Consider the following 26,512-nt stretch of genomic DNA (forward strand, 5'->3'; position numbering starts at 1 on the left):
TTTAATCATCCCCTTCTGTCAAATGTATAAACAGATCTTGAAGTGAAATTGGACCAATCTCCAGTCCCCTTTGCCGAGCTACTTTTCTGTCATGCTCACTTAGTTCACCATATACCATTACAGATTTTGTATTACCCAATTGTTGACTATTTAACTGTTTCATCGGGTGTACAAACTCGTCTACAACCTCCGCTGCGCCTGTAATGGAAGAGCCCTTTGTAACAAGGGACTCAAAATCCTCTTGTAACACAATACTTCCTTTATGCAATATTATTACTTCATCAAACAAATAATCCATTTCAGAAACTAGATGTGTAGAGAGTATAATGATGCGCGGATAGTTCGATTGGTCTTCTAGCAACTCACGGTAAAATATGTCTCTAGTTGGAGCATCCATTCCCAAGTATGCCTCATCGAATATCGTAATCGGAGATCTACTTGCTAAACCTATCGTTACGTTTAGAGCGGACTGCATACCCTTCGAGAATTCTTTTATTGGTTTCTTTAATGGAAGTTTAAACTTCTCTACTAAGTAGTCAGCGTATTCTGCATCAAATTGAGAACGGTATCTCCCAACATACTCGAGTGATTCTTTTACATTATCTGATTCATCTTTATAGTCTTTATTGAAAATGAAAGATACATGCTTCATAATTTCTGCATTCTCAAATGGAGCTTCGCCACCTATTGCAATAGTTCCGCCGGTTTGTTCTCTGAACGATGCCAAGATAGAAAGTAGAGATGTTTTCCCTGCACCATTTCTTCCTAATAACCCGTAAATTTTAGGTTCATTTAGGATGAAAGAAACGTCTTTTAATGCGGGATAGGAACCATAGGTTAAGCTCAAATTGTTTACTGAAACATTAAAATTCATTGAAGATCACTCCTTTTCACTTTGCTTATTAGATGAACGATTTCCTTTTCTGTTATACCTAACTTGTCAGCTTCCCTCACTAGACCTACTATATAATCATCTACAAATGCTTCTTTCCGTTTTTGCACGAGCACTCCTTTAGCTCCTTCTGCTACGAACATCCCTATCCCTCGCTTTTTAAATAATATTCCTTCTTCTACTAATTGGTTGACCCCTTTTGATACGGTTGCGTGATTTATCTTGTAAAAGCTAACTAATTGATTCGTAGAAGGGGCCTGCTCACCTTCTTTTAATTGATCGTTTACAATTTGGTCTTCAATTTTTTCTCGGATTTGCAAATAGATCGGTTTGTCATGGTCGAAAAGTGTGCTCACTACAATAACCTCTCTCCTTATTACTTATATGGTTATATACTTATGTGTATAACCATACCAGGTGGGATATTTTTCGTCAAGCAGAAGATTTGCCGTTAATATTAATAAAAGGCAAACTTTTTTTCAGCTAACCCAGTCTAATAATTAATACGTTCGAACGTTACAGCAAGAAAGAGGAGCATACCCCTGTCATGACAAAATCAGAAAAGTTTCAGCTAGTGGAAAATTATATAGTTGAAAATCAAAACGCCCATTACCGACTTGCTTATAGCTATGTAAAAAATAAGGAATCTGCCTTGGACATTATCCAGGAGAGCATTATGAAAGCATTAAAGTCGATTGATTCACTTGAGCAAATCCAATATTTAAAAACGTGGTTTTACCGAATATTAATAAATACTTCCATAGATTTTATTAACAAAAACAAACGAATGGTTGTCGTCGAGGATGAAGTTTTAGACTTCCACCTACCTTCCAACGAAATGGAAATACCGGACATCGACCTGTATGAGGCAATTGACCATTTAGCACCAAAACAGAAGACACTAATAATCCTTCGTTTTTTTGAGGATATGAAAATAGAAGATATTGCAATAACACTTGGTATAAATTCAAACACAATTAAAACTAGATTGTATGCATCTCTTAGGAAATTACGTTCCACTATGGAAGAGAAGGTGAAAGCATGAGCAAGTTAAATGAATCTAAAAAACAGTATAACGATATTGAAATTCCATCAGAGTTAGAGCAATTAGTAAGTAAATCTATTCAAACTGTAAAAATGGAACAAAAGAAGCCTTCTTTCAAAAAGCTTGGAATTGGCATTGCTGTAGCTGCAGCAATATTTGTAGCTAGTGTTAATATGAGTCCTGCTCTCGCTCAATCCCTTTCCACAGTGCCTATACTTGGATCCATCATTCAAGTCGTTTCGGTACAGGAAATAATTATTGAAGAGGACACATATAACGCGGATTTAAAAGTACCAAATATTACTGGATTAACTAATAAAGAATTAGAAAATAGTCTAAATGAAAAATATATAGCAGAAAACAAAGTACTTTATGAAGGCTTTCAAAAAGAGATGGAAGCACTGAAGGAAGTTGGCGGGGGTAATCTTGGTGTAGTTTCTACGTATGAAGTAGTAACGGATACAGATGAGATTCTCTCTATCAGCCGCTACGAGGCAAATATAGTAGGTTCTTCATCCACTACTATGAGAACCGATACAATCGACAAGAAAAATGAAATCCTCATCACATTACCTAGCCTATTTAAAGACAATGGATATATAGATGCAATCTCCAACTATATCAAGGATGAAATGGCTAAAGAGATGGAAGCAGATGAAACAATTATGTATTGGATTGCGAGTGAAGAAGAAATTGGTTTTGAAACCATCCGTCCAGATCAAACGTTCTCTATTACAGCTGATCACAAACTGACTATTTCCTTCGATAAGTATGAGGTGGCACCAGGTTCTATGGGAGTTATTACTTTTGAAATACCAAGCGGTATTATAAAAGAAGAGCTAATCAGCGATTATTATATTCGATGATTTCAGGGATATTCGCGTGATAATCATATTTATTCACCAGTTACTAAAATGATGGTATTTAAAAACTGCTCCTCCTCACGAAATGTGAGAAGGAGCAGTTTATTTTTTAGTTATGAGGGCATCGGTGTTTCGGTTGGTTTTGCATAGCCTTCTTTATACGTTTCATCAATTGTATTACGAATTTCTACTAGTGATTTACCCTCTTGTATCATTTGGATTGATGCGATAGCTGTTTCTAAACAGGCTACGCAACGAGTTCCATGATCATCCCAAACGACCTCTCCATTTTCCTTTATCTCATGGACGAAGCAGTTGAAATTACTTTTGTGTCCTGCGCTATCCCCACAACCACAATAACAAGGCATCCATTTTAGTACATCATTCGCTTTTGCAGCTGCTTGATAAACGAGCTTCATGTCCTCGGACTGATTATCTAAAAATGCAGGCAATATATCTGATGAAGCAGTTGTTTCTTGTAAATCCCCATTTTCTAGATGACCAACATGATCCTCGTGTTCTTCATGATTTTCTTTCTTATTTTCCTGTCCACATGCGGAAAGCAATAATATACTGCTTAGTAACATAAGTAATACTTTTTTCATAATCATAAACAATCCTTTTTACATATTATCAGTCTAGCTCCAGCACCTATCTTCTAGCGCTTTTCAGGGCTTACATAGGCGCTTTCGCTTTTCTTTAAATATTAAATCATATTTTCCGGTTTTACTATTTCATCAAATTTGTCAGCAGTCAGAAGTTCTAGCTCGATTGCTGCCTCTTTTAATGTTGTACCGTTTTTATGTGCATGTTTAGCTATTTTAGCGGCATTCTCATACCCGATATATGGGTTTAATGCTGTTACGAGCATTAATGAGTTATTTACATGGTGCTTAATCGTATCTAAGTTAGGTTCAATTCCCACTGCACAATTATTATTAAAGCTAAGAATAGCATCACTTAATAACCCAACTGATTGTAGGAAATTGTAAATGATTACTGGTTTAAAGACATTTAATTGGTAATTCCCTTGGCTTGCTGCAAAGCTGATCGTTGTGTCATTCCCCATTACTTGGGCAACAACCATTGTCATTGCTTCACTTTGAGTTGGATTTACTTTACCTGGCATAATGGAACTTCCCGGTTCGTTTTCTGGAATAGAAATTTCTCCAATACCTGAACGCGGTCCACTTGCAAGTAAACGTACATCATTTGCAATTTTCATCAAGTCTGCAGCTAATGCTTTTACAGCACCATGGACATAAACAACATCATCATAGCTTGTTAACGAATGAAATTTGTTTTTAGCAGAGGTAAATTCGATTCCTAGTGCTTTAGAAATTTCTGCTGCCACTTGGTCACCAAAGCCTTTGGGAGCATTTAAACCTGTTCCAACGGCTGTTCCACCAATTGCAAGCTCCTTCATATCTTCTACGCTTTGTGTAATCATTTTTGCTGATTTCTCTAGCATCCGATGCCAGCCACTAAACTCTTGTCCTACTGATAGAGGAGTCGCATCCTGTAGATGTGTACGACCGATTTTTATAATATCCATAAATTGCTCGGATTTTTTTCCTAATGTCCCCTTTAAGACATCAATTGCTGGGAGTAGTTGGTTTTCTATTGCAAGTACTCCAGCAATATGAAGCGCCGTTGGAAAAGTATCATTAGAGCTTTGTGATTTATTTACATCATCGTTCGGATGAAGACGCTCTTCGCTTCCCTTTTCCTCTAATAACTGATTCCCTCTATAAGCAATCACTTCATTAACATTCATATTAGATTGAGTACCACTACCTGTTTGCCATACAACTAAAGGAAAATGCGCGTCTAGTTTACCAGCTAAGATTTCATCTGCTGCTTCTGCGATAGCATCTTTTTTCGCTTCCGACAGGTTGCCTAACGAATGACTTACAACCGCTGCAGATTTTTTTAAAAGGGCCAATCCATGAATTACGCCAATTGGCATCTTTTCTGTACCAATTTTAAAATTTTGTTTGGATCTTTGAGTTTGGGCTCCCCAAAGACTATCTTCTGGAACTTTTATTTCTCCCATAGAGTCATGCTCAATACGATAAGACATTAACCTCGCTCCTTTTAAATCCATTTATTTTGTTTTTCTTCCAACATTGCTAAAAATTCATCCACTACCTCTGGGTGAAATTGAGTGCCTTTTCCATCTTTCATCTCTTGGATCGCTTCCTCAATGGTCATCGCCTTGCGGTATATTCGATTCGTAGTCATTGCATCAAATGCATCTACTACAGAAACAATCGAAGCCTCTATAGAAATTTCATCTCCTATTAAGCCATATGGATATCCTTTTCCATCATACCTTTCATGATGTTCTTCTACAATAAAAGCGGCTTTTCGTATACGTTCAATTTCATGATTACGCATCATTTCTGCCCCTAGAGTTGTATGCATTTTAATGACTTTCCATTCTTCGTCAGTTAACTTACCCGTTTTGTTTAGTATTTCTAAAGGAATTGCCAACTTACCTATATCATGAAAGTACGAACCCATCGATATAATAGCAACGCCTTGGCGACCTGGTCTCATTTTTTTCCAGAGTTCGATAGAATAATCACGAATTCGCGAGCAATGATGATAAGTATATCCGTCTACTTCTTGAATACGTTTAGCATCTCTTTGGATAATTTCACGCTCAGAAAAGCTCTTTTCAAATATCGAAGAAGTCATTTCAAATAAAATCTCGACATGTGATTCTGCATTACAGGTGACGACTCCAGTACACTTATTGACATCAATGACATCGCCTTGATGCAATATAAACTTTTGTCCATCGCAATCTATGTCTAAAACACCAGTTAAAATCGTATATCGCTCTACAAAATCAGCGGAATTATTTGAGTTATTATAAACCCAAGTTGTTGTGTTAGGAAACAATGTATATAGAGAGTAAGAAATATCTTCTGCACTTCCAAGATAGGTTGTAACCGATTGATCGGTAAATACTCTCGGTAGGTATGCTTTTATACGTATATCCTGTATTTGTTCAACGGTTAACATATTTCATCCCCCATACCTATGACAACATTCTGCTTTATCTGCTTTTATTATACAATTCAATTAACTTAAAAGAAATACAATAAAAAGAACCTATGAACATTTTCATAGGTTTTTTTCATTAAAACGTTATGGAGTTTCATTTACATTTATTATTTCTTCCGTTAAACGGTCAATACTTGGACGTATATTCCCTTTACCTGCATAGCTTTCAAGCATTTCTTTTACATCAATTCCAGAAGATGCTTTTAGAGTTTCTTGAAGAGTAGACATCAAGTTAGTTGCATAAGAGGTTACTTTGTTAGCTCCTCCACCTTCTCCGCTGCCAGTGTCCACAACCGTAATTTTATCGATATTAGCAAGAGGACTTGCAATTTGTTTAGCGTACTCAGGAAGCATATGAACAATCATATCGAGAACAGCTGCTTGACCGTACATTTCAAAAGCTTCTGCTATCTTACGTTTAGCTTCTGCTTCGGCAAGACCTTTCAATCGAATAACATCTGCCTCTGATTCACCCTGTGCCCGCTGAGAATCTGCTTTTGCTTGACCATCTAAGCGTACCTTCTCCGCATCAGCCTTTGCTTTAGCTTCTATTCTATACTTCTCCGCATCAGCCTCTGCCATTTCACGAGACTTAGAAGCTTCTGCATTTTGTTCAATAGCATAGCGGTCTGCATCGGCTTTTTTCTTCACCTCAGAATCATATTGTTTCTCTCTTCTTAGAATCTCTTTTTCTTCTAGTTCTATTTGTTTTTGACGTTCAATAATTTGAATTTGCATTTCTTGCTCAATAACATCCTGCTTAGAACGCGCCGTTTCTAATTCATATGCTTGGTCTGCACGGGCTTTGGCAATATCCGATTCGCGACGATATTCCGCAACCTTTAACTGATTATCTTTTTCAGATTCAGCAATTTCCGTAGCTCTTTCTATTTCAGATCTTTGCGCATCTTTGGAAGCCTCTGCCCGTTTGATACGAGTTTCTTTTTCAGCTTCTGCAGTAGCAATATCTGCATCACGCTTTACTTGCGCAATTCTTGGTTTCCCTAAGGAATCCAAGTACCCGTTTTTGTCACGTACATCTTTGATAGTAAATGATACAATGACCAATCCCATTTTCGCTAAATCTTGAGAAGCCACCCTTTGCACTTCCTGTGAGAACTTATCTCGATTTTTATAAATTTCTTCTACAGTCATGGAACCTAATATAGAACGAAGATGACCTTCTAATACTTCCTTGGCTTCGTTTTCACGATCTTCTTTCGACTTACCTAAAAACTGTTCGGCTGCAGTGGCAATTTCCGAAATAGAACCACCAATTTTAATAATAGCTGTTCCATCTGCCATTACTGGAACACCTTGTTCCGTATATACTTCAGGTGTAGTAACTTCTAATTTACTAGAAAGTAGACTAAGTGGTTTTGCTTGTTGAAACACCGGGAAGATAAATGCACCACCACCACGAATAATCTTAATGCGATTGCCAGATTCATCTGTGTGTACATTTCCAGAACCTAAATAACTTCCCGTTACAATTAGTGCCTCATCAGGACCAACTGTACGATACTTAGTAACAAAAACTGCTAAAATGGCAATAATCAAAAAAACTACTATTCCTATAACAATAAACATTTCCATTTGCATTTCTAATTCCCCCTATTATTTATACTAGCGGTACATATTCTTTTACTAAAAAGGTACCTTTGTCTACATCAATAATTAACACCTTTTTGTCATAATCTATTTCCTCATTGTCATAACCTGTCGCTCTTTTAGAAATGATCCCATTGACTGTTTCAATTACTATTTCACCAAACCCGTCTATTGGTATCGGGACAATAACTCTTCCAACCTGTCCTTGAAGTGACTCATCTGTATATGCTGTCGATACTTCTGCAGATGCGAGCGGAATTAGTATGAAAAAGTAAAGTAAAAATGTTAATACACTAGAAATAATAAGAGCTACTACAATGACAATTTTTTCGTCCCATTCTGTTAGCTTCAATAAGATAAAACCGGATGCACAAATAAATAATAGGAAGGAAAGAACCGTTGTTGGATTTAATATTCCATTGTCCATTCCATCAATTGCATCTGCAAATAACACATACAAAATTGTAATTAGTCCAATACCAATTAGGCCATATAAAAAGAATTGTTCTATTTCAATCACCTCTTCCATTATATAAATCTCTTTGTACTATATACGGAACTAAAATCAGAAGGTTTCATATATTCTACTTTTTGCGAGAACTTAATATTGTGTAAAATTTTTCGCTTATTCTTTAAATTCTGTCAAAAACCATCCATTTTCAACAAAAAATACGTATATTAGTTCTAATTTGTCGAACTAATGTTACAGGATTGTAAATTTGTATAATCTAGAGTAAAAAATGTGTTGATTTAGTAATTTTTTTGTTATGCTATTTGAGGAAAAAGTAAATATATTAACTAAGTCCAGGAGGCTTTTATGATTAGTTCAAAAAAACCCGATCCATTTTTCGTGTCTCTATTAAAAATTGCCGAAAACGTACGTGATAGTGCTCACTATGCAGATGACTTCCGCATTAATACGGTTGCAGATTTAAAAGAAATCAGCGTACATTTAAAAAATTACGAAACTGCTGGAGACACATTAATACACGAATTGATCGTTATGTTAAATAAATCCTTTATGACTCCAATTGAGCGTGAAGATATTCTTGAACTTGCGATACGTATGGATGACATTTTAGATGGTATTGATAATTTTACCGCTCATTTAGAAATGTTTTCATTAATCGAAATTGACGAATCTATGCGTACATTTTTAGGGTATATCGTGAAAAGTACAGATGAAATTGTGAAAGCAATGGAGCTTCTAGCGAGTAAAAAACTTTTGAAGATGCATGAGCATTCCATCCTTATCAAAGATTACGAGAGAAAATGTGATGATGTACTTCGTTCATCGATTAAACAGTTATTCTTAAATGAAAAAGATCCAATTCGCATTATTCAATTTAAAGATATATATGAACAATTAGAAGAAATCGCTGATTATTGCCAAAACGTTGCAAATACGTTGGAAACAATTATCATGCGAAACGCGTAGGAGTAAACCTTTATGGAAACAGTATTTATATTAACCATTCTAGTAGTAGTCTTTGCTCTTGCATTCGATTTCATCAATGGGTTTCACGATACTGCAAACGCCATTGCCACATCCGTTTCCACAAGAGCATTGAAACCTAGAGTGGCAGTATTAATGGCAGCTGCTATGAACTTTGTAGGTGCTTTAACCTTTACGGGAGTTGCTAAAACAATAACAAAAGATATTGTAGATCCTTTTGCTCTGCAAAATGGCTCGCTAATCATTTTAGCTGCATTACTCTCTGCAATTATCTGGAACCTAGTTACTTGGTATTACGGAATTCCTTCCAGTTCGTCACATACGTTAATCGGCTCTATTGCCGGTGCTGCAGTGGCATCTTCTGGTTTTGCAATATTAAACTGGGAAGGTTTCATAAAAATCATTCAAGCATTACTTATTTCACCATTTCTAGCCCTTGCTGTCGGATTCTTAATGATGTCATTATTTAAAGTAATATTTAAAAACGGGAGTTTATATGGGACAAACAAGAAGTTCCGTATATTCCAAATTGGGACTGCTGCCCTTCAATCCTTTACGCATGGTACAAATGATGCGCAAAAAGCAATGGGGATTATTACGATGGCTTTAATCGCTGCAGAATGGCAAACAAATGACGATATTCAATTATGGGTTCGAGTTGCTGCAGCTACTGCAATGGGACTTGGTACTTCTATTGGTGGTTATAAAATCATTAAAACTGTTGGTGGTAAAATCATGAAAATACGTCCTATTAACGGAGCGGCAGCTGACTTGTCTTCTGCAATGATTATTTTCGGAGCTACCACTATTCATTTACCAGTTTCCACTACACATGTTATATCCTCTGCTATTATGGGAGTTGGATCTGCTCAACGTGTGAAAGGTGTAAAATGGGGAGTTGCGAAAAAAATTGTTTTAACATGGATTATCACTTTACCAATTTCCGCTGTAATGGCAGGCATTATTTTCCTAGCATTAAATTTATTCTTTTAATATAAAAAATGATCCTTTGTCTTTTTGGACAAGGGATCATTTTTTGTTCATTAGAACTCTCCTAAAACAACTTATTCTTTAATTTGTAAACCTAATGATTTAGCAAAGCCGATTGCTTGTTCTGTGGAGACAGTACAACCTTGCATTTTATCCAATGATACGGTTAGTTGTTCGTATGTATTCGAGCTTAAGTCTACACCGTTTAGAGCTGTGCCATTGAAATTTGCTTCATTTAATTCACAGCCTTCAAAATTTACTTTATCAAACGTCGTCTCTATAAAATCTGCACGATTGAATGACGTTTTAGTGAAGGAGACTTTTTTCAATTTGGAAAAACTCAAACTTACATAGTTGGCAACCGTGTCTACCACTTTTACATCCGTCATCCTGCTTTGTGATATGTTAGCTCCTACTAACTTCGAACTAAGAAATTCTACACGATGGAATACAGCATTCCCAAAATCCACATTGGATAAGTCACACTTTTCAATAATACAATCAATAAACTCTACTTGTTGAAATCGAACACCTTCCATAGAGATATCCCGAAAATGTATTTGATCGAAAACGATTTTATCTTCTTGCTCCTCGTCTAACTCTAGCTTAGTGACCAATCCATCTGATACATAATAATCTTCCAACAGTGCTTGTCGCACATCTAGCTCTTGTAATGATTTTGATATTTTTGGTACTGCTATCTTCAATGAAATCCCTCCTGTGGAATTGCTCTTCATATTCTACCATTATATTAGTATTTTAGTCTTTGTTTGCTTTACAATGTAACTAGGTTTTAATGGAGGAGGAATTACATGAAAGGCTTGTCTAAAATAGTGACTCGTCACTATAAGGTAATACTAGGTATTTGGTTATTATTATTTGCCGCTTTAGCTGTATTAGCTATTCGTTTGCCTGGTCTATTGGAAGGTGATGGATTTAGTACCGATGGGGAACACGCAGAGGTAATGGAAGAATTAACGAAAACATTTGATTTTCCTGCTGAGTCCCTTTTCGTGGTTTTTGACCAAACATCCGATGATACCATCAAAGAAACGTTACAGGAGATAGAAAAACTTGAGATTGCAGAATCTATTCAATCTCCTTTAGAGGATGACTCTTTATATAAAGATCACGTAGCCTATGCCATGCTTCACTTCGACTCAGATGCCGATATGACAGGTGCAGTCGATGACATCAGAGAAACTATTGACGGGGAGAAAGGCGTTACGTTAACTGGTGGTGCGGCAATTAACAAAGATATTAATAGTGCTAGTCAGAAAGACTTAGCGAGTGCAGAGGCAATTGGATTACCAATAGCAATTATTGTATTACTTCTTGCGTTTGGTAGTGTCGTTGCAGCATTTATCCCACTTGCTATAGGAATTGTCACAGTGGTATCCGCTTTCGGTGTGATGACCTTATTTAGTGAGACGATGGATTTATCCATTTTTGTTATGAACATTATTCCAATGCTCGGATTGGCATTAAGTATTGATTTTGCTCTACTACTTATCAATCGCTACAAAGAGGAACTTGCCAAGAATTCCACAATCGACGCTGTACAAACCGCTATCCAAACTGCTGGTAGATCCATCATCTTCTCAGCAATTTGTGTATTTATTGGTTTGGGAGCTATGCTCGTTATGCAAGTAGAGATATTCCAAAACATTGCACTTGGTGGAATGCTTGTCGTAACGATTGCAGTACTTTCGTCTATTACTTTGCTTCCTTCTATATTAATGCTATTAAAAGAACGTATAAACAAATGGACAATTATTCGTGTTAAACCAGGTGCTACAACTAAATGGCGTAACTTCGCTTCATTTGTCATGAAGCGTCCCGTGACATTAATACTTGTCGCACTAATTTTGTTAGGTATCGGAATAATTCCTGTGAAGAATATGGAATTGACAATTCCACAGGTCGATTCACTTCCAAAAACTTATGATTCTAGACAAGCATATGAACTAATGGACCAAGAGTTTGGTCTAGGTGATCAATCGACTGTCTATATGATTGCTGAGAGAACAGATGGCTGGGATAGTACTGCTGGCTTAGAAGACATTAAAAAAATTGAAGAGAGACTACTTGAAGATAATAATGTCACGACGGTTGACACTATCTTCACAGCAAGTGAGATCCCAACTGTAGAGCAGTGGGAACAGAGTCTAATGGTTCCAGAGGTGGAAGCACAGCTCACACCATTACTTGATACTTTTGTTCAAGACAACAAATTACTAGTACCAGTAACCTTAAACTTAAATGGATCTTCCAATGAAGCACAAGATTGGGCACGAGAGTGGTCTGAAAAAGATTTAGGTGTCGACTTTAAGCTAGGGGGCCAACCTAAATTCAACCAAGAAATTTTCGATGAGATATTTGATAAAGTTGGATGGTTATTAGCGATTATTTTAGGCTCTACTTTTATCATCTTGATGATTGCATTCCGTTCCATTTTAATACCATTGAAAGCAATCATTATGAATATTATTGGTCTTGCATCGACTTTTGGAATTCTCGTCTATATATTCCAGTACGGTCACTTTGGAATCGAGGAAACTACAATTGCATTAATTATTCCTGTTATTGTATTTAGTCTCGTATTTGGTTTAAGTATGGACTATGAAGTTTTCTTAATCTCCCGCATTCAGGAAGAATACATGAAGCATCAAAATAATACTTTGGCAACCGTTGACGGTTTGACCTCAACAAGTAAGATTATTACATCCGCTGCCTTAATCATGATTGTTATTACAGGGGCTTTTGCATTTACTGAGGTAATGCCTGTTAAACAAATTGGTGTCGGCATCGCAATTGCCGTAGCGATTGATGCTTCCATCATCAGGCTATTACTTGTACCAAGTCTTATGAAACTATTTGGCAAATGGAATTGGTGGCTACCTTTTAGAAAAGGACCTTATAAAGCCAAAAAGCTTCATTAATAGTTGCAGTTCACTTATGTCGAGCACCGTAAAAAAACGGTGCTTGTTTTTTTAAAAAGGTTCTATTAAAGAAAAAAGGTTATACCCATCTAAAAAAGCCTAGTTCATTATGAACTAGGCTTTTGCTGATGTACACTTAACCTTTTGAAGAGTTATGTATACTAAAATTCTACCAAATGTTCGTTTGCCTCATAAATCTCCACTCGGTTTCTACCTTTATGTTTGGCAGCGTATAATGCTTGGTCAGCTTCTCTTATTAGTTGTGGGATGGAGTAGCTATCGTTCCATACTTCTAGCATAACATTAGATATACCAAAACTTGAAGTCACGACAATTTCCTCCCCATTCACAATGGTAGAATTCTCTGCAATTGCTTGTCTAATAATATTCGCTCTATTCGTCGCTTCCATTAAAGAGGTTTCCGGCATACAAATAACGAACTCTTCTCCGCCATATCGTCCTATACAGTCTTTCACTAACAAGTATTCCTTTACTACGCTTGTAACACGAGTCAACACCCTATCCCCTGCCTCGTGACCAAACGTATCATTTATCCTCTTAAAATAGTCAATGTCAAACATGACAACGGAAATACTTCCGCCACTCCTCATTAACTTATCAAAAATCATTTCTGATTTTCTCATAAAAAATGTGCGATTAAATATCTGTGTTAATCCATCCATACTTGCTAATTGTTTTAGTTTTTCTTCCATTTGCACCTTTTCCGTAACATTTACAAACGTAATAATTTTACCTACCTGTAATCCACTTTTATTTATCACCTCTGAGAAATTTACACGGAAGTGTGTAGCTCGACCTTCTAAGGTGCTAGTATAGTCACACTCCACTTCTTCATCTAAATTTGACCAAAGTATAGGATTTTTACTAAGAACTTCTGCAATTGGTTTACCAATATGATGTGCCATTATATTCGGAATGACATTGAGTATAGCTTTATTAAAATCGACGACCACCCTGTTTTGATTTAATACTATTATGCCCTCTGTTAAACTCTCAAATACACTTTCTCTAGCAATAGGTGCCACATTGAACATTTTCAATGATAAAAGAGCCACACCGTGAAACAGAAAAGTAATACTCAAAGATATTGGTCCAACATCAATTCCATTACTTGAACCATTTAGATAAAAGTAATTCGCTATTATCGGAGTAAGTAATCCCGCCACCATCAATGCAGTTTGCATACGAAACAAAAACAAAGACTTACGGTATTCCTTTAGCAATACCAGGATGGATATTGTTAAGCATAATAATAGGGAAATAGCATGAACATAAAACCAGGGCCCCCATTCTAACTCTAAAACAGGGAATGGACCATTATTATTAATCCTCATCGATTTATAATAAAGATGATGTAGGTCATTTGTTTGCATCATAAATACCGTAGTGATCGGAATAACGAAAAGTGTATATATCCAGGTTTTAATTTTGTATCCAACATACTCCAAACACATGAACAGGACAAATACTGGTATAAAAGGCATTGCAAGATACTCGATCCCAAGCCAAAATTTCATCTCCGTTAAGGAGGTACTTGCCAATTCAAAAGCATAAGCAAATGTGAAAATCGATGATAAGAGTGTAACTTTAATATAAGATTGTACACCTGGAGCATCCTTAGCTTTTACTCGTAGAAAAAAGCTAAGAAACAAACTTATTGTACCTGCCAATATGACGATCAGAATGTGTGACAAGAATATTTCTCCATTTCCATTTTATTCATTTAATAACATTTATTATATATAAATTATAAACGCCTGACTAGAGATGATTACGGGTAACTGTCATCTTTTATTATCAATATATCTTCACTTTTAACCAATAAAAAAGCCAAACAGAACAATACTTTCTGCATGGCTTTATTTATTAGAATTTGGACTGGTACCATTGTTTCGCCGCTTGCACTTCATCTTGTGTTAATTGATGACCGTAGGCATGCCAGTATAATTCTACCTCTGCTCCTACTCCTTGCAATAAGTCCCGTAGATCCTCTGACTCTGTGGCTGGACACATATGATCATTCTTACCAGCACCGATGAATACTGGTGTTTCTTGCATTTCTGGGATTTCTACACCACGTCTAGGAACCATTGGATGATGAAGAATAGCACCTTTTAATACATTTTCAAATTCAAATAAAAGATTAGCTGCAATATTAGCGCCATTCGAATAACCAATAGCTACTATATTATCTCGATCTATTTCATATTTTACAGCTGCATCATCGATGAAACGTTTTAACTCTTCCGTTCTTAGCTGAAGATCCTCTAGATCAAAGACCCCCTCTGCTAAGCGTTTGAAAAATCGGGGCATGCCATTCTCCAATACATTGCCACGGACACTTAAAATACTCGCAGCTGCATCTATTTCTTTACCTAAACCTACTAAATCATGCTCATTTCCACCTGTCCCGTGTAAAAGTAAAAGTGTCGGTCTAGAGGAATCTTCCCCTTTATAAAATACATGGTTCATATTATAACTCCCTCTCAATTATCTTGAATTTGAGATAATTATAACGGATGCTTATTTCTAGGTCAAACTATTAGGATCGTCCCGATTCGAGAGGATTAATTTTAGTTGCTCTGGTTCATCAATCCTAATAGCAAATTCCGAAATGCTTTTTTTCATACCCATGAACATAGTTGTCTCAATAGGATTGCTCAGGTGAATAATGGCATCTGGTTCAACAGTCTCAAAATCTTTATAAACAAACTGTACTGTATGCTTATTTGGAACTTTTGCTCCCCACTCAACTTCATGTATCAGATTAAGCGGGACAATAATTCTAGTGCTAAGCCCTTTAGAGATATATAGATTCCCATTTTTCACTTCCAACGGGTGTAATTTCATAATTTGAATTTCTGCTATAAAAAAAAGTACTGAGTATATATTTAAGGTTAATAATATTATTGAAAGAACGATAGATTTATCATGTAACCACCAATGGAGCCCTATTGTCTCGATTACAATTCCATGGATCAACATCAAGTGGAAGGCTACTGCACTGTTTTTTTTATGCATTGTTACAACACCTTCGTGTTGAGGGGCTTTCTTCTTCCACGTAAAAAACGCATAATATAGCATTAAAAGCTCCGACATGAGAACCCGAATTAATATATTTTTAGTCACTACTTTTTCGACTGCAGGAAGTAAACTGTACAATGCTTTCTCATTCATTTGTTTCATCTGCAATCGAATCTTGGGTATTTTCCAAATGACTAAAAAGATTAAGGCTATTTCTGCGACTATTAAGAGTATCTCAATTGTGATACCAGCATATAGTATTCCAGTAAACGGAGTGAACAATTCGTTGGGTATGAGTAATCTTGCTATAACTAATCCTGCTACCATTATTCCAATAGTTTGCTTGATAGATAATTTAAAAGCTACAAACATTAAAAGTGGCACGATAATGGCTAAATCAATTAGTGATCCTACTACAGCTCCAGTATTTAGTTGTATAGAGAAAAAGTCTAGAACTGTGGACTGATAAATAAGAAAATTGCTGGAAAGAACTAGGAAAAGTAAAGCAACGGCCATGTTTGCGTATTTGTTTTTACGATAAACCATAAAATCCCCTCCCTTATATATCCTTTCTTAAATTATATATTTCTTTTCACCTGGAAATCTATAGCAATATTCTAAATAATGGCACACTTTAATGACAAAAAAGCTGCTCCCTCATTTTAGGAGCAGCTTCTCTTAAGCTATTTTCTTTGGACCCTTCCAAATAATAGAACCAATCGTTGTAATTACTAGTACAATAAGTCCTAACACGAATGGATAAATAATATTCACATCATATAATGCCCCAGCAAGCAATGGTCCCAGAACATTCCCTATACTCATATACGCATTGTTCATACCCATCGCAAATCCTTGCTCATTTCCAGCTAATTTAGAGATTAAGGTTGTCAGCACAGGACGCAGAATCGAAGTGGACAAGAAAATAATCATCGTAATGACAAAGAAAAATGCATAGCTAGAAATTAGAATAGACAGAAGGAAGCCAAATGCTGCTACGCCTAGAAAAATTCTTAACACATTTGCTTCACCGAAACGTCTAACAACTTTATCCACCACGAATACTTGAATTATTACACTTACTATTCCAGTGGCTGTGATCATCCACGCAATATCCTGTGGTGAGGCAGCAAACTGATCATCAACAAACAGTCCTAGCACCGATTCATAAGCAAGTAGTCCAAAGCTCATCACTAATGTAATAACAAGTGGGATGAAGTAAGGCTTTTTAAATGATTGAGCAATCTCTTTTACCATAGTTTCAGATTTACCATCTGGTGTTACTACATCCGCTGGTTTACTTTCTTTCAGTACTAAGGTAGAAAAGATTACCGCAACAACTCCAACTAGCGCAGAAATTAAAAGCGGCATTTTTAAGCCGAATTCCGCTAAAAACCCACCAATCCCAGGTCCCACTACTATACCTAAGGACATGGCCGCAGATATTAAACTATTTCCTTTAGCACGTTGTTCCATAGTGGTGATATCCGCTACATATGCAAAAATAGCAGGCACCAATAACGCAGCTCCAACTCCACCAATTGCACGCGAAACATATAAAACTCCGATAGAATCCGAGAAATAAAACACAAACATCGACAATGCTAGTCCGCTTAAACCTGCTATAATCATAATTCTTCTTCCGTACTTATCAGCCCATTTACCTGCAATCGGAGACATAATAAGTTGCGCTCCAGCAAATATAGAAATCATTAGACCAGCTGCTATCCCACCTTGATCGATAGATTTTAAATAGGCTGGCAAAATAGGAATAACAATTCCAAAACTTGCAATAGCTATAAACATATTAATCATTAATATAAATAATTTCTTTCGTTGTTCTTTCGTCATCCTATCCCTCTTTCTTCCATCATACTAATACATAAGGAATAGATTAACATGATTTATTCTCATAAACAACAAAGCTACCTTACACCAAGAAAAACTGGTGGAAGATAGCCTTGTTTTATTTACTCATTTAACTTTTCAATCGTTCTTGCAGTCCCTTTAGCAGAATATGATTCGTTGAGAGTAGTATATCCAACCCTCACTTCATCATGTAACTTTAGTCGACTACGCTGATCCATCGCCAAAGAAAACCATATAGCATCTTTACCAGCTTCTAATGCCTCTTCTACCGACATAATTTTTGCATCGTCAACTGATAAACCACTAATTACTAAAACAGAAGTATCTTGCATATCGATAATAATTCCCTCTGTAAAACTTGTCGGTTGTTGAGGTTGATTTGGATTATCTTCAAAAAATTGCATGATAAAATAAAAGCTAGCACCAATCGCTGTTAATAGAATGGCTATTAATATTCCTACCGTATATTTCCCTCTCATAGTAGGAACCTCCTTATCTTTTGCTGTCTAGGCGGAAGCCTTCTGCTAATAGATAAGTTTTTGCTTCGCTGTATGAACCAAAGCTTTCTTCTAAGTTATATCCATGATAGATATTCCATAGTGTATCTTCTTGTAATAATGTTAGTGTAGAATCTTCTTTGTTTTTCCACACTTCTTCTATTTCTTCATCTTGCAGCTCTTCTTCCTCTGTTGAAAGATAAGCAATCGAATCTTTAATAATTGCTCTAAGTTCATCAGCAGAAGCTTCACGAATATTCAACAATCCTTTGTCATCAGCTTCTTCATATTGAGGAAGATCTCCTACATAAACAAAGCCATTTCCATTCGGATGGAGATGATAAACAACTGTTGTTTTTTCATATAAGCTCTTTTCGTAATGATAATTTACTCGTTTCATCGATACTTCTTTACGAACTAGCTCCGAAAATTCTTGGATAATTAATTCTTTTTCTTCAAATGTTAACATGCGATTCCTCTTTCTATACGTTTTTTCATTTACCTAGTATAGCACACTCTTTACCCTCTTCGCGTCCACCATTCTGCTAAAATAACGAAACAAATAACAACTCCAATCACTACTGCAAAAAACCAATCGGGTAAACTCCCCAAACTTATACCTCCTAACTAATGCCCATCACAAATCGTTCGAAATTCTGTGATGTGATTCCTACGACTTCCTCTGTTGTATAGGTTTCTAATAACTTCATAACTAAATTTTGTGTTTTGGATGCATCCTCTAATCCTAAAATAACTTCACTGATCCCGTCAAAATCAGAACCTAATCCTATCAAATGCTTACCACCTAGTGAAACAATATGTTCAATATGTTTTACTAAGTCCTCTAACCCTACTACTGACTTTTCTGCACCATTTATAAAAGGTGGGTAATACACCACATGGATTGGACTATTTCTGGCAATAAGTGCATTTATCTGTTTGTCGTTTAAATTTCTGGCTGAATCACATAGAGTCCTGCTATTAGAATGACTTGCCATCAACCATTTTGCTTTAGGAAGAACATCCCAAAAAGATTGTTCGCTCAAATGGGAGACATCCACAATTACTTTTTGCTCGTTCAACAAAGACAGGACCTCTTCTCCAAATGGTGTTAATCCTGTACCCGATTCTTCGAAAGAACCATCTGCTACTTTGTTTGCTCCGTTCCAAGTAAGACCTACTAACTTCACTCCATGGGACAAGAGTAGTTTTAGCTTATAGAGGTCCCCACCTATCATATCTAATCCTTCTAGAGATAACACGGCCCCAATCTGTCCATCCTTTAATGTTTTAAGTTGTTCCCACTCATATATTGGAATGATGTTGTCATGCTTTCCTACAATTTCCGTGTGGAAAAATTCAATTTGACGAATTGCCTCCAGGAATAGTTGTTCCTTAGGAAAGCCTTCAGAGACAAATACAGCAAAAACTTGAAGAGCTATTTCCCCAGCTTCTAAATTTTTTTTACTAGCTTGTAGTTTGGGGGAGTCAACAAATGACATAGGACCCTCTGCTTTCGCTAATTTATACAGCACATCACAATGTAAATCATAAACTTTCATTTCATCCTCCTAAATCTCGAACTTCTATCATTCCGGTGCTTCTTCACCAAATGCTAACCATTCGTCTTTCGATGGTCCGTACATTCCCGGCACCGTTAATCCCGCTTGTCGCATTAATATCGTCATCTGCCCACGGTGATGAATTTGGTGTTGGATCAAAGTTTGCAATACGGTCGCAATGGTCCATTGCTCCCCGTACATATCTTTTTCTACTAACAGGCTCTCATCCGTCCATTGTTCCTTCATCGGCTTTACGATAGAATCTCTAGACTTTCTGTAGGCATCCGACATTTCCTTCACCGTGGAAGGTTGAGGAGTTTCATGTGGAGTTGCCGAAAACTGTAATCCTGTTCTGCCGATCATTTCATCGATACTTGTAACGAGATGCCATGCAATTTTCCCAAGTGTCCGACCGTCTTCATTTACTCTTTGTTGTAACGACTCATCTGTCAGTGCTTCCAAAATTTTCAGGGTAGAATCACTTTCATGCTGCCAATCCATTACAAAGTCTTCTAGATTTCTAATCATGACCATTCCTCCAAATTATATGATGTAATTTATTTCGTCATTAGTTTAAAATTATCCTGCTGTAGGTAAAATACCTTTCGAATAGATATTGCAGTGCAGTTCTGATATACTTAAGGATAGACAATAAGAGGACGTGAGCGAATGATCAAAATTGAATTACCAAAACCAACTGTAACAATCACACAACGTGAACAAGTACTAAAAGAGGGCGAACTAGAAATTCCAGCAATTCATGGATTTATCGACTTTCATCAAATCCCTCGTGATAAAGGTGGCATTTTCTTTTTCTACAATAAGAATAATGAACTTTTATTTGTAGGTAAGGCTCGTAAAATTAGACAGCGTATTAAAAAACATTTCGAAGATAATGTCTCGCCAATGATTAAACATCGTGATGAAGTGTACAAAATTAGTGTTTGTATCGTAGAAGAGGCAATGGATCGCGAAATTTACGAAACATATGCAATCAATACTCAAAAAGCGAAATACAATATCGATAAAGCGTTTTTTAAATAAGATGAAATCCCATGTTCTTCTATTGAAGAGAACATGGGATTTTTTTATTTGTCTAGCTCCAGCACCTAGCCCCTCGAGTCGCTTCAGGGCCCACAGGATGTGGGTCAGTCAGTCGTTGCGACACGATGTCGCGAACCTAGACTGACTTCCAATACATAGGCGTTTGCGCTTTTCTACTTTACTTCTTCAAAGATACTTGTGCTGTGCTTCGGCTGAACGCGTGCTTTTGGATCAATGAAAGCTTTAATATGGCTGATAGCAATTGGAACCTCACCAAATCCTACAGCAATCAGCTTTACTTTCCCATCATGTGTGGATACATCGCCAGCTGCGTATATACCTTCTACACTAGTTTCCATTTTTCCATTGACTACTACTGAATTTTTTTCCATCTCTAAACCCCATTCTTTTAAGGGGCCGAGGGATGCAACATTTCCGTAATTCACTAGAACATGGTCTACGGAGATTGTTTCCTCGATTTTGTCTTTGCCAACAATCACGACTTCATTAACCTTTTCCCCATCACCTATTACTTCTTTTATGCCATAAGGTGTTTTTATCTTGACCGTAGAGTTTTGGAGTTGTTGAATGGTCATCTCGTGAGCAGTAAATTGCTCTTTACGATGACAAATAGTTACACTCGAAGCAACCTCTTCCAACATTAATGACCAGTCGAGTGCAGAATCTCCTCCACCCAATACAAGAACATCAGAATCTCTAAATTCCTCCAAGCTTCTCACTTTATAATGAAGGTTTTTGCCTTCATAATCAGCAGCACCTGGAACATTTAACTTACGTGGTTGGAAAGAGCCAATTCCTGAAGTTAATAAAATCGTCTTAGAATAATGCACATTCTTATCCGTAGTTAGCGCAAAATAATCCGGTAATTTTTCTAGTGCTATTGCTGTTTCCTCTAAGCAAATCGTTGGATTACTATAGGCCGCCTGCTCTTCTAAATTAGCCACTAAATCTTTTGCTAAAATTTTCGGAAGACCACCAATATCATATATATATTTATCAGGATAGAGCTCCATCAATTGTCCACCTAGTTGTGGGAGACTATCAATAATCTTTACTTTTAAGTCACGTAACCCACCATAGAAGGAAGCAAACAGACCTGTGGGACCTCCACCAATAATCGTTACATCGTATAATTCGCCATCCATGTCATTTCACCTCATACCTATTTATATATATTATTTGTTGCATACCATAAAGCATTAATTACTATAAAAAACGCTTTCTTATCTCGGGAGGTGGAATCATACAGCTATCTTTTTTCCCAAACCATGCATAACGATTTTTGGCTATAAATTTATATGCTACATCACGAAGAGGTTTAGGAGTTGCCTTTAGCATATATAAATAGCTCCAAAGTCCATTTAAATGTTTGCTAATATGAAGTGCAGCATCTGAAGAATAATACACCTTATGTTGGTCAATAACTATTATACTATCCATACTATTAGGTACTTTATATTGATGTTTAAGCGTTTCCCCAATATCACTTTGCTGAGCTGCAAATTGAAAATAGCCCTTCGGATCTCGTTTAATAATAAACTGGACACTTGCATCACAAAAATTGCATTCTCCATCAAACAAAACGATAGCTGCCATAGGATTCCCTCCTTTCCCCTAGTGTACTATAATGACCTCTGAAAAGCGCTTAATCGGTTTCTAAATTACACATATTAAGTAAAGTTTCACGCTATACGTTTTCCTCTCTAGACAAAAAAAGATGCCCAAAAGTCCAGAAGGAACTAATAGGACACCTCTATTCATTGCTTGTCTTGTGGCGTATCAGAAGAACCGACTTCTTCTAGTACCTCAAAGCTGTTAGAATAATCACGAAGTCTATCGTCTTCATCTTCTACCGGTTGATCCGTAGTGGAATTTAAGAGTGATTCTTCTACTGGTCGAATATCTTCATTGACCTGTTGATGAGCATGCTCTACACATGTCAGAGCTGTAGGAACAGCTTCTAAACGAGCAAGCGGGATTTCTTCACCACACTCTGTACATTTCCCGTAAGTACCTTCCTCGATAGCTGCCAAGGCCTTTTCAATATCTACCATTTCTTCATCGAAGTGTCTATTTAATGCCAGTCGAGTATGCTGATCAGTTAAATCTGTCGCATTATCCGCTGGATGGTTATCATAATTGGATAACTCAGTAGTCTCGAATTCTTCTTCATTTTGCTTTTGATGTTCTAATTCTTTAAAACGTTTTTCCAATGTATTTTTTAATTTATCGTATTTTGTCATTTAAATTCCTCCTTGGGTTATTTAAGGATTACCCAAAAATCAGTGAAATAAAACAACTTACCTGTTTCTATTTAATCCGCAAACAACATTTAACAACTATTAAATTTTCGGTTGGACGTTTAGAAAACAGCTTTTCGTCTATATAATCAATTAGTTGGATTCAGGAATCTAATGCTAAGTAATTTTTCCCCTTCAATTCAGAGTGTTTTAGTATGGTATTTTTTATTTTTCCAGTATGATTAATATTAAGGGAGTGATTGTTAATGGGTATACATAAATTTTTTATGAGCATGAATGATTTAGAAAGAATTATACGATGTCCTGGACGTTTTAAATTTGAAGAGCATAATGTAGCTGCGCATTCATGGAAAGTTTCACAATACGCTATGTTTTTTGCGACACTAGAAGAAAATAATGGTGCAACGATTAATTGGAAATCCCTTTATGAAAAGACAATTAATCACGATTTTGCTGAAATTTTCATCGGAGATATTAAAACACCTGTGAAGCACGCGTCTCCCGAACTTAAACAAATGTTATCGCATGTAGAAGAAAAAATGATGGAGAAGTTCATAATGGATGAGATTCCAAAAGAATTTCAACCCATATTTTTTGACCGCATGAAAGAAGGAAAAGACGAAACTATTGAGGGTCGTTTACTTGAATTAGCAGACAAATTAGATCAAGTATATGAAGCTTTTGCTGAATTACAACGAGGAAACACGGATATTGAATTTGTGAATATGTACGAAACTGCCTTAAGAAAAATTCTCCATATCCCGTTAGAAACTAGTATCAGTTATTTTAAAGAGGTAATTATGCAAGACATTATGAAGGAAAAATCAGTCATTGATGTAAAATCTATTACTGTACAATTACTTGTAGAATAATTTTTTCCATTTTTATACGATATATTGTATAATTTGTTGTATACTATTTTGGAACTATTAAGACAATTGAAGGGGGGGAATCTTTTCATGCCTATTCCTGTTAATCACACTAAACCTGTTCGTACAACTGCTAAGTTACACGCTTTTAACCAGTTACAACAATGGATTATCGACGGAACATTACAACCAGATGAAAAGCTTAATGATATTGAACTTGCACAAGCCTTGGGAGTTAGTAGAACGCCTATTCGAGAATCCTTACAACTTTTAGAGTCTCAAGGTTTTGTTACCATGCAACCAGGAAGAGCAACTCAAGTCACACCCGTTGAAAAAGAAGATATAAATAATCTATTGCCTCCATTGGCAGTATTACAAGCACTTGCGGCGGAGCTTGCAACTCCCCATATGGATGAAGAAATTCTCAGTCTACTAGAAGAAAAAAACAGACAATTTTCCGATGCTCTCCAAGAGAAAGAATTTACTACTGCTCTAAGAGTAGATGAAGAGTTTCATCAGCTCATTGTTGATACAGCTAATAATCCATACATACATTCCATGGTAGAAATGCTTCAAGCACATGTTCGCAGATTATTTTATTATGAAAAAATTGTTTTGCGAGAATACTCCGTTATCCAACATGAAAAACTAATTTCTGCATTCCGCGACAAAAATACGCAGGAACTCGCAGAAGTGATGCGCGCAAATTGGATTTATACTATTGAAGAATTTTAAAAAGAGATAGGTAAACTTATAGATTACGGGTGAACCAATAAGACACCCGACTTCTTTTTGTCCAAATCTATTCCTAACGTTTGCAAAAGGCTTTGAAAAGGAATTTCTATATGATTATCGAGTGAATTTTTAGGGCTAATGGTTATTTGTGAATTGTCACAAATAACAACAGCCCTTTTTTTCAGTTGGAAACAGAAAAAGTGATCAGAAAAGTTGTTGTTCACAACTTTTCTGATCACCTTTTTATCATACTTAAACTGATTTTACTTCCTTTTTTTCAAACCTTGCGATGACACCTGTCACTAGCGTTACTATTACAAATGGTATTAACCATCCTAAACCAACACTATAAAACGGTAATACATCCTCGTAAAAATCTACGATTGGTTGTAGCCATCCATAATACTCAATGTCTAATGAGCCGCAAAGAGCTTTGAAGCCATCTACAATACTTATTAAGAACGTGACGAACATTACACTAACATATACAATTCTCGCATGATTAAACAGTGGCGATAGGAAAGTTAAGAAAATAAGCACTATTGCTAATGGATACAATAACATTAATACAGGAATAGAATACGTAATAATATTAGATAATCCAAAGTTTGCAATAATACATGTAAATATACTAAAGAAAATAACAAATGCTTTATAACTAATCTTAGGCATTAATGTGTGGAAGTATTCACCACATGCAGTAGTTAACCCGATACTTGTAGTTAAACAAGCTAAGAAAATAATTACGGATAAAAGTATAGCACCAAATGAGCCAAAGTAATGCTCTGATGCAGCACTTAATACTGGCCCCCCATTAGCAAATAGACCATATTCGTTCACACTAGTAGCCCCTAAGTAGGCGATGCCAGCATAGATTAAACCTAAAAACAAAATGGCAATCCCACCTGATTTGGCAGTCGCAACTAAAATTCCCTTAGTTGATGTTACGCCCATAGATCGAATTGCTTGAATAACGATAATACCAAATACCAACGAGGCTAATGCATCCATCGTATTATAACCTTCCGTAAACCCGGTCATAAATGCATTTGATACGTAATTCCCTTGTGGCGCTTCGAAGCTACCCATTGGCTTAATAATTACAAATATCAATAAGAAGAACAATCCTATTATTATTCCTGGAGAAAGATATTTCCCAACATTGTCCACAATTTTAGTGGGATTCAATGACAGTAGTAACGTAAGTCCGAAGAAAAGAATTGTAAATATCAATAAACCAATTTGTGCATTATCTTGACTCATAAATGGTAAAATTCCAATTTCAAATGAAACAGCACCTGTTCGTGGTAGAGCGAAGAATGGTCCTATTGTTAAGTAAAGTATTGAAGTGAAGATAACCGCAAAGACAGGATGGACTCTACTAGAAAGCTCTTGCAAGTTTTTACTTCCCGAAAATCCCATTGCTAAAGTTCCTAAAAATGGCAACCCAATTCCTGTTAGTAAAAAACCAGTGATTGCTATCCAAACTTGTGTCCCGGCATTTTGTCCTAAACTTGCTGGAAAAATTAAATTCCCTGCTCCAAAAAATAATGCAAACAGCATAACTCCAATCACTAAATGATTAGAAAATGACAATTTGTTTTTCATTTTGTTGTTCCCCCTGTGATAAGAAATAATCATTTCTTTTGTTTTCTGGATGTTTTGTTATGAATGCTATACAAATGATTTGTTCTAATCACGTAAGTATGCAATATATCAATGTTGATAATACTAT

The 26,512-nt window shown here is 36.2% G+C and carries 28 protein-coding genes; 8 read left to right on the forward strand and 20 right to left on the reverse strand.

The window, feature by feature from the left end; genetic code table 11:
• Position 1: 1 nt before the first annotated feature.
• Positions 2-874 carry an ABC transporter ATP-binding protein gene (locus MHI40_RS17515; RefSeq protein ID WP_340763765.1) on the reverse strand — a complete coding sequence of 291 codons (873 nt, stop codon included), beginning with the start codon at positions 872-874 and terminating at the stop codon, positions 2-4.
• Complete coding sequence (locus MHI40_RS17520) at positions 871-1,248, reverse strand: GntR family transcriptional regulator (RefSeq protein WP_340763767.1); 378 nt, start codon at positions 1,246-1,248, stop codon at positions 871-873. Before MHI40_RS17520 ends, MHI40_RS17515 begins: the two co-directional genes overlap by 4 nt.
• A 191-nt stretch (positions 1,249-1,439) precedes the next feature.
• Between MHI40_RS17520 and MHI40_RS17525 the strand changes: the two genes are divergently transcribed.
• A complete protein-coding gene (locus MHI40_RS17525) occupies positions 1,440-1,937 on the forward strand; it encodes a sigma-70 family RNA polymerase sigma factor (RefSeq protein ID WP_340763769.1) in 498 nt (165 codons plus the stop codon).
• Complete coding sequence (locus MHI40_RS17530; RefSeq protein ID WP_340763772.1) at positions 1,934-2,803, forward strand: DUF3298 and DUF4163 domain-containing protein; 870 nt, start codon at positions 1,934-1,936, stop codon at positions 2,801-2,803. The genes MHI40_RS17525 and MHI40_RS17530 overlap by 4 nt, the downstream gene beginning before the upstream one ends.
• Before the next feature lie 110 nt (positions 2,804-2,913).
• Here MHI40_RS17530 and MHI40_RS17535 read toward each other — a convergent pair whose 3' ends face one another.
• From MHI40_RS17535 to MHI40_RS17555, 5 genes are all read right to left on the reverse strand, one after another.
• Positions 2,914-3,405, reverse strand: a complete 492-nt coding sequence (locus tag MHI40_RS17535; protein WP_340763774.1) for a PCYCGC motif-containing (lipo)protein — start codon at positions 3,403-3,405, stop codon at positions 2,914-2,916.
• Between the two features lie 101 nt (positions 3,406-3,506).
• Complete coding sequence (gene fumC, locus MHI40_RS17540; RefSeq protein ID WP_340763776.1) at positions 3,507-4,883, reverse strand: class II fumarate hydratase; 1,377 nt, start codon at positions 4,881-4,883, stop codon at positions 3,507-3,509.
• Positions 4,884-4,897: 14 nt separating this feature from the next.
• Positions 4,898-5,833 carry an HD-GYP domain-containing protein gene (locus MHI40_RS17545; RefSeq protein WP_340763778.1) on the reverse strand — a complete coding sequence of 312 codons (936 nt, stop codon included), beginning with the start codon at positions 5,831-5,833 and terminating at the stop codon, positions 4,898-4,900.
• Between the two features lie 126 nt (positions 5,834-5,959).
• On the reverse strand, positions 5,960-7,477 hold the full coding sequence (locus tag MHI40_RS17550) for a flotillin family protein (protein ID WP_340763780.1): 1,518 nt from the start codon (positions 7,475-7,477) through the stop codon (positions 5,960-5,962).
• Between the two features lie 19 nt (positions 7,478-7,496).
• Complete coding sequence (locus MHI40_RS17555; RefSeq protein ID WP_340763782.1) at positions 7,497-8,015, reverse strand: hypothetical protein; 519 nt, start codon at positions 8,013-8,015, stop codon at positions 7,497-7,499.
• Between the two features lie 288 nt (positions 8,016-8,303).
• Between MHI40_RS17555 and MHI40_RS17560 the strand changes: the two genes are divergently transcribed.
• Positions 8,304-8,924 (forward strand): DUF47 domain-containing protein, encoded by a 621-nt coding sequence (locus MHI40_RS17560; protein WP_093537488.1) that lies wholly within the window; start codon positions 8,304-8,306, stop codon positions 8,922-8,924.
• 12 nt (positions 8,925-8,936) lie between these two features.
• A complete protein-coding gene (locus MHI40_RS17565; RefSeq protein ID WP_340763784.1) occupies positions 8,937-9,935 on the forward strand; it encodes an inorganic phosphate transporter in 999 nt (332 codons plus the stop codon).
• Between the two features lie 71 nt (positions 9,936-10,006).
• Here the strand turns inward: MHI40_RS17565 and MHI40_RS17570 are convergent, their stop codons facing one another.
• The gene (locus MHI40_RS17570) at positions 10,007-10,639 is read right to left on the reverse strand and encodes a pentapeptide repeat-containing protein (RefSeq protein WP_340763786.1); all 633 of its coding nucleotides are present in this window, start codon (positions 10,637-10,639) and stop codon (positions 10,007-10,009) included.
• 105 nt (positions 10,640-10,744) lie between these two features.
• Between MHI40_RS17570 and MHI40_RS17575 the strand changes: the two genes are divergently transcribed.
• Positions 10,745-12,874 (forward strand): MMPL family transporter, encoded by a 2,130-nt coding sequence (locus MHI40_RS17575; protein ID WP_340763788.1) that lies wholly within the window; start codon positions 10,745-10,747, stop codon positions 12,872-12,874.
• A 161-nt stretch (positions 12,875-13,035) separates the two neighbouring features.
• Here the strand turns inward: MHI40_RS17575 and MHI40_RS17580 are convergent, their stop codons facing one another.
• From MHI40_RS17580 to MHI40_RS17615, 8 genes are all read right to left on the reverse strand, one after another.
• The gene (locus MHI40_RS17580) at positions 13,036-14,589 is read right to left on the reverse strand and encodes a histidine kinase N-terminal 7TM domain-containing diguanylate cyclase (protein WP_340763790.1); all 1,554 of its coding nucleotides are present in this window, start codon (positions 14,587-14,589) and stop codon (positions 13,036-13,038) included.
• Between the two features lie 172 nt (positions 14,590-14,761).
• Positions 14,762-15,367 (reverse strand): alpha/beta hydrolase, encoded by a 606-nt coding sequence (locus tag MHI40_RS17585; protein ID WP_340763791.1) that lies wholly within the window; start codon positions 15,365-15,367, stop codon positions 14,762-14,764.
• 57 nt (positions 15,368-15,424) lie between these two features.
• A complete protein-coding gene (locus MHI40_RS17590) occupies positions 15,425-16,465 on the reverse strand; it encodes a beta-carotene 15,15'-monooxygenase (RefSeq protein WP_340763793.1) in 1,041 nt (346 codons plus the stop codon).
• A 132-nt stretch (positions 16,466-16,597) separates the two neighbouring features.
• Positions 16,598-17,770 (reverse strand): MFS transporter, encoded by a 1,173-nt coding sequence (locus tag MHI40_RS17595; protein WP_093537481.1) that lies wholly within the window; start codon positions 17,768-17,770, stop codon positions 16,598-16,600.
• 119 nt (positions 17,771-17,889) lie between these two features.
• Complete coding sequence (locus MHI40_RS17600) at positions 17,890-18,267, reverse strand: YobA family protein (RefSeq protein WP_340763795.1); 378 nt, start codon at positions 18,265-18,267, stop codon at positions 17,890-17,892.
• A gap of 13 nt (positions 18,268-18,280) precedes the next feature.
• Complete coding sequence (locus tag MHI40_RS17605) at positions 18,281-18,754, reverse strand: hypothetical protein (protein ID WP_093537479.1); 474 nt, start codon at positions 18,752-18,754, stop codon at positions 18,281-18,283.
• Between the two features lie 154 nt (positions 18,755-18,908).
• The gene (locus tag MHI40_RS17610) at positions 18,909-19,847 is read right to left on the reverse strand and encodes a dipeptidase (RefSeq protein ID WP_093537478.1); all 939 of its coding nucleotides are present in this window, start codon (positions 19,845-19,847) and stop codon (positions 18,909-18,911) included.
• 27 nt (positions 19,848-19,874) lie between these two features.
• Complete coding sequence (locus MHI40_RS17615) at positions 19,875-20,375, reverse strand: DinB family protein (RefSeq protein WP_340763798.1); 501 nt, start codon at positions 20,373-20,375, stop codon at positions 19,875-19,877.
• 141 nt (positions 20,376-20,516) lie between these two features.
• Between MHI40_RS17615 and MHI40_RS17620 the strand changes: the two genes are divergently transcribed.
• Positions 20,517-20,891 carry a nucleotide excision repair endonuclease gene (locus tag MHI40_RS17620; RefSeq protein WP_093537476.1) on the forward strand — a complete coding sequence of 125 codons (375 nt, stop codon included), beginning with the start codon at positions 20,517-20,519 and terminating at the stop codon, positions 20,889-20,891.
• Positions 20,892-21,064: 173 nt separating this feature from the next.
• Here MHI40_RS17620 and MHI40_RS17625 read toward each other — a convergent pair whose 3' ends face one another.
• The 3 genes from MHI40_RS17625 to MHI40_RS17635 form a co-directional block, all read right to left on the reverse strand.
• Positions 21,065-22,057 carry an NAD(P)/FAD-dependent oxidoreductase gene (locus MHI40_RS17625; RefSeq protein WP_340763801.1) on the reverse strand — a complete coding sequence of 331 codons (993 nt, stop codon included), beginning with the start codon at positions 22,055-22,057 and terminating at the stop codon, positions 21,065-21,067.
• Positions 22,058-22,118: 61 nt separating this feature from the next.
• A complete protein-coding gene (locus tag MHI40_RS17630) occupies positions 22,119-22,508 on the reverse strand; it encodes a thiol-disulfide oxidoreductase DCC family protein (RefSeq protein WP_093537474.1) in 390 nt (129 codons plus the stop codon).
• 161 nt (positions 22,509-22,669) lie between these two features.
• Positions 22,670-23,155, reverse strand: coding sequence for a TraR/DksA C4-type zinc finger protein (locus MHI40_RS17635; RefSeq protein ID WP_340763804.1), 486 nt, complete (start codon positions 23,153-23,155; stop codon positions 22,670-22,672).
• A 263-nt stretch (positions 23,156-23,418) separates the two neighbouring features.
• On the opposite strand from MHI40_RS17635, the gene MHI40_RS17640 reads away from it, so the two are divergent.
• Both MHI40_RS17640 and MHI40_RS17645 read left to right on the forward strand, forming a co-directional pair.
• Positions 23,419-24,045: a YfbR-like 5'-deoxynucleotidase gene (locus MHI40_RS17640; protein WP_093537472.1), complete on the forward strand. Its 627-nt coding sequence runs from the start codon at positions 23,419-23,421 to the stop codon at positions 24,043-24,045.
• Positions 24,046-24,132: 87 nt separating this feature from the next.
• Positions 24,133-24,777 (forward strand): GntR family transcriptional regulator, encoded by a 645-nt coding sequence (locus MHI40_RS17645; RefSeq protein ID WP_340763807.1) that lies wholly within the window; start codon positions 24,133-24,135, stop codon positions 24,775-24,777.
• Positions 24,778-25,029: 252 nt separating this feature from the next.
• On the opposite strand, the gene brnQ is transcribed toward MHI40_RS17645, so the two are convergent.
• Positions 25,030-26,385 (reverse strand): branched-chain amino acid transport system II carrier protein, encoded by a 1,356-nt coding sequence (gene brnQ / locus MHI40_RS17650; RefSeq protein WP_340763809.1) that lies wholly within the window; start codon positions 26,383-26,385, stop codon positions 25,030-25,032.
• Between the last annotated feature and the right edge of the window lie 127 nt (positions 26,386-26,512).

The sequence above is a fragment of the Psychrobacillus sp. FSL H8-0510 genome (assembly GCF_038008345.1).
Classification (GTDB): Bacteria; Bacillota; Bacilli; order Bacillales_A; family Planococcaceae; genus Psychrobacillus; species Psychrobacillus psychrotolerans.

Coding starts and splice junctions, on each gene's coding strand:
- MHI40_RS17530 (WP_340763772.1), top strand. CDS start 1,934: ATGAGCAAGTTAAATGAATCTAAAAAACAGTATAACGATATTGAAATT.
- MHI40_RS17565 (WP_340763784.1), top strand. CDS start 8,937: ATGGAAACAGTATTTATATTAACCATTCTAGTAGTAGTCTTTGCTCTT.
- MHI40_RS17555 (WP_340763782.1), bottom strand. CDS start 8,015: ATGGAAGAGGTGATTGAAATAGAACAATTCTTTTTATATGGCCTAATT.
- MHI40_RS17615 (WP_340763798.1), bottom strand. CDS start 20,375: ATGATTAGAAATCTAGAAGACTTTGTAATGGATTGGCAGCATGAAAGT.
- MHI40_RS17550 (WP_340763780.1), bottom strand. CDS start 7,477: ATGCAAATGGAAATGTTTATTGTTATAGGAATAGTAGTTTTTTTGATT.
- MHI40_RS17645 (WP_340763807.1), top strand. CDS start 24,133: ATGCCTATTCCTGTTAATCACACTAAACCTGTTCGTACAACTGCTAAG.
- MHI40_RS17575 (WP_340763788.1), top strand. CDS start 10,745: ATGAAAGGCTTGTCTAAAATAGTGACTCGTCACTATAAGGTAATACTA.
- MHI40_RS17585 (WP_340763791.1), bottom strand. CDS start 15,367: ATGAACCATGTATTTTATAAAGGGGAAGATTCCTCTAGACCGACACTT.
- MHI40_RS17535 (WP_340763774.1), bottom strand. CDS start 3,405: ATGAAAAAAGTATTACTTATGTTACTAAGCAGTATATTATTGCTTTCC.
- MHI40_RS17630 (WP_093537474.1), bottom strand. CDS start 22,508: ATGGCAGCTATCGTTTTGTTTGATGGAGAATGCAATTTTTGTGATGCA.
- MHI40_RS17560 (WP_093537488.1), top strand. CDS start 8,304: ATGATTAGTTCAAAAAAACCCGATCCATTTTTCGTGTCTCTATTAAAA.
- MHI40_RS17590 (WP_340763793.1), bottom strand. CDS start 16,465: ATGGTTTATCGTAAAAACAAATACGCAAACATGGCCGTTGCTTTACTT.
- MHI40_RS17545 (WP_340763778.1), bottom strand. CDS start 5,833: ATGTTAACCGTTGAACAAATACAGGATATACGTATAAAAGCATACCTA.
- brnQ (WP_340763809.1), bottom strand. CDS start 26,385: ATGAAAAACAAATTGTCATTTTCTAATCATTTAGTGATTGGAGTTATG.
- MHI40_RS17625 (WP_340763801.1), bottom strand. CDS start 22,057: ATGGATGGCGAATTATACGATGTAACGATTATTGGTGGAGGTCCCACA.
- MHI40_RS17525 (WP_340763769.1), top strand. CDS start 1,440: ATGACAAAATCAGAAAAGTTTCAGCTAGTGGAAAATTATATAGTTGAA.
- MHI40_RS17640 (WP_093537472.1), top strand. CDS start 23,419: ATGGGTATACATAAATTTTTTATGAGCATGAATGATTTAGAAAGAATT.
- MHI40_RS17620 (WP_093537476.1), top strand. CDS start 20,517: ATGATCAAAATTGAATTACCAAAACCAACTGTAACAATCACACAACGT.
- MHI40_RS17515 (WP_340763765.1), bottom strand. CDS start 874: ATGAATTTTAATGTTTCAGTAAACAATTTGAGCTTAACCTATGGTTCC.
- MHI40_RS17600 (WP_340763795.1), bottom strand. CDS start 18,267: ATGAGAGGGAAATATACGGTAGGAATATTAATAGCCATTCTATTAACA.
- MHI40_RS17595 (WP_093537481.1), bottom strand. CDS start 17,770: ATGACGAAAGAACAACGAAAGAAATTATTTATATTAATGATTAATATG.
- MHI40_RS17605 (WP_093537479.1), bottom strand. CDS start 18,754: ATGTTAACATTTGAAGAAAAAGAATTAATTATCCAAGAATTTTCGGAG.
- MHI40_RS17610 (WP_093537478.1), bottom strand. CDS start 19,847: ATGAAAGTTTATGATTTACATTGTGATGTGCTGTATAAATTAGCGAAA.
- MHI40_RS17635 (WP_340763804.1), bottom strand. CDS start 23,155: ATGACAAAATACGATAAATTAAAAAATACATTGGAAAAACGTTTTAAA.
- fumC (WP_340763776.1), bottom strand. CDS start 4,883: ATGTCTTATCGTATTGAGCATGACTCTATGGGAGAAATAAAAGTTCCA.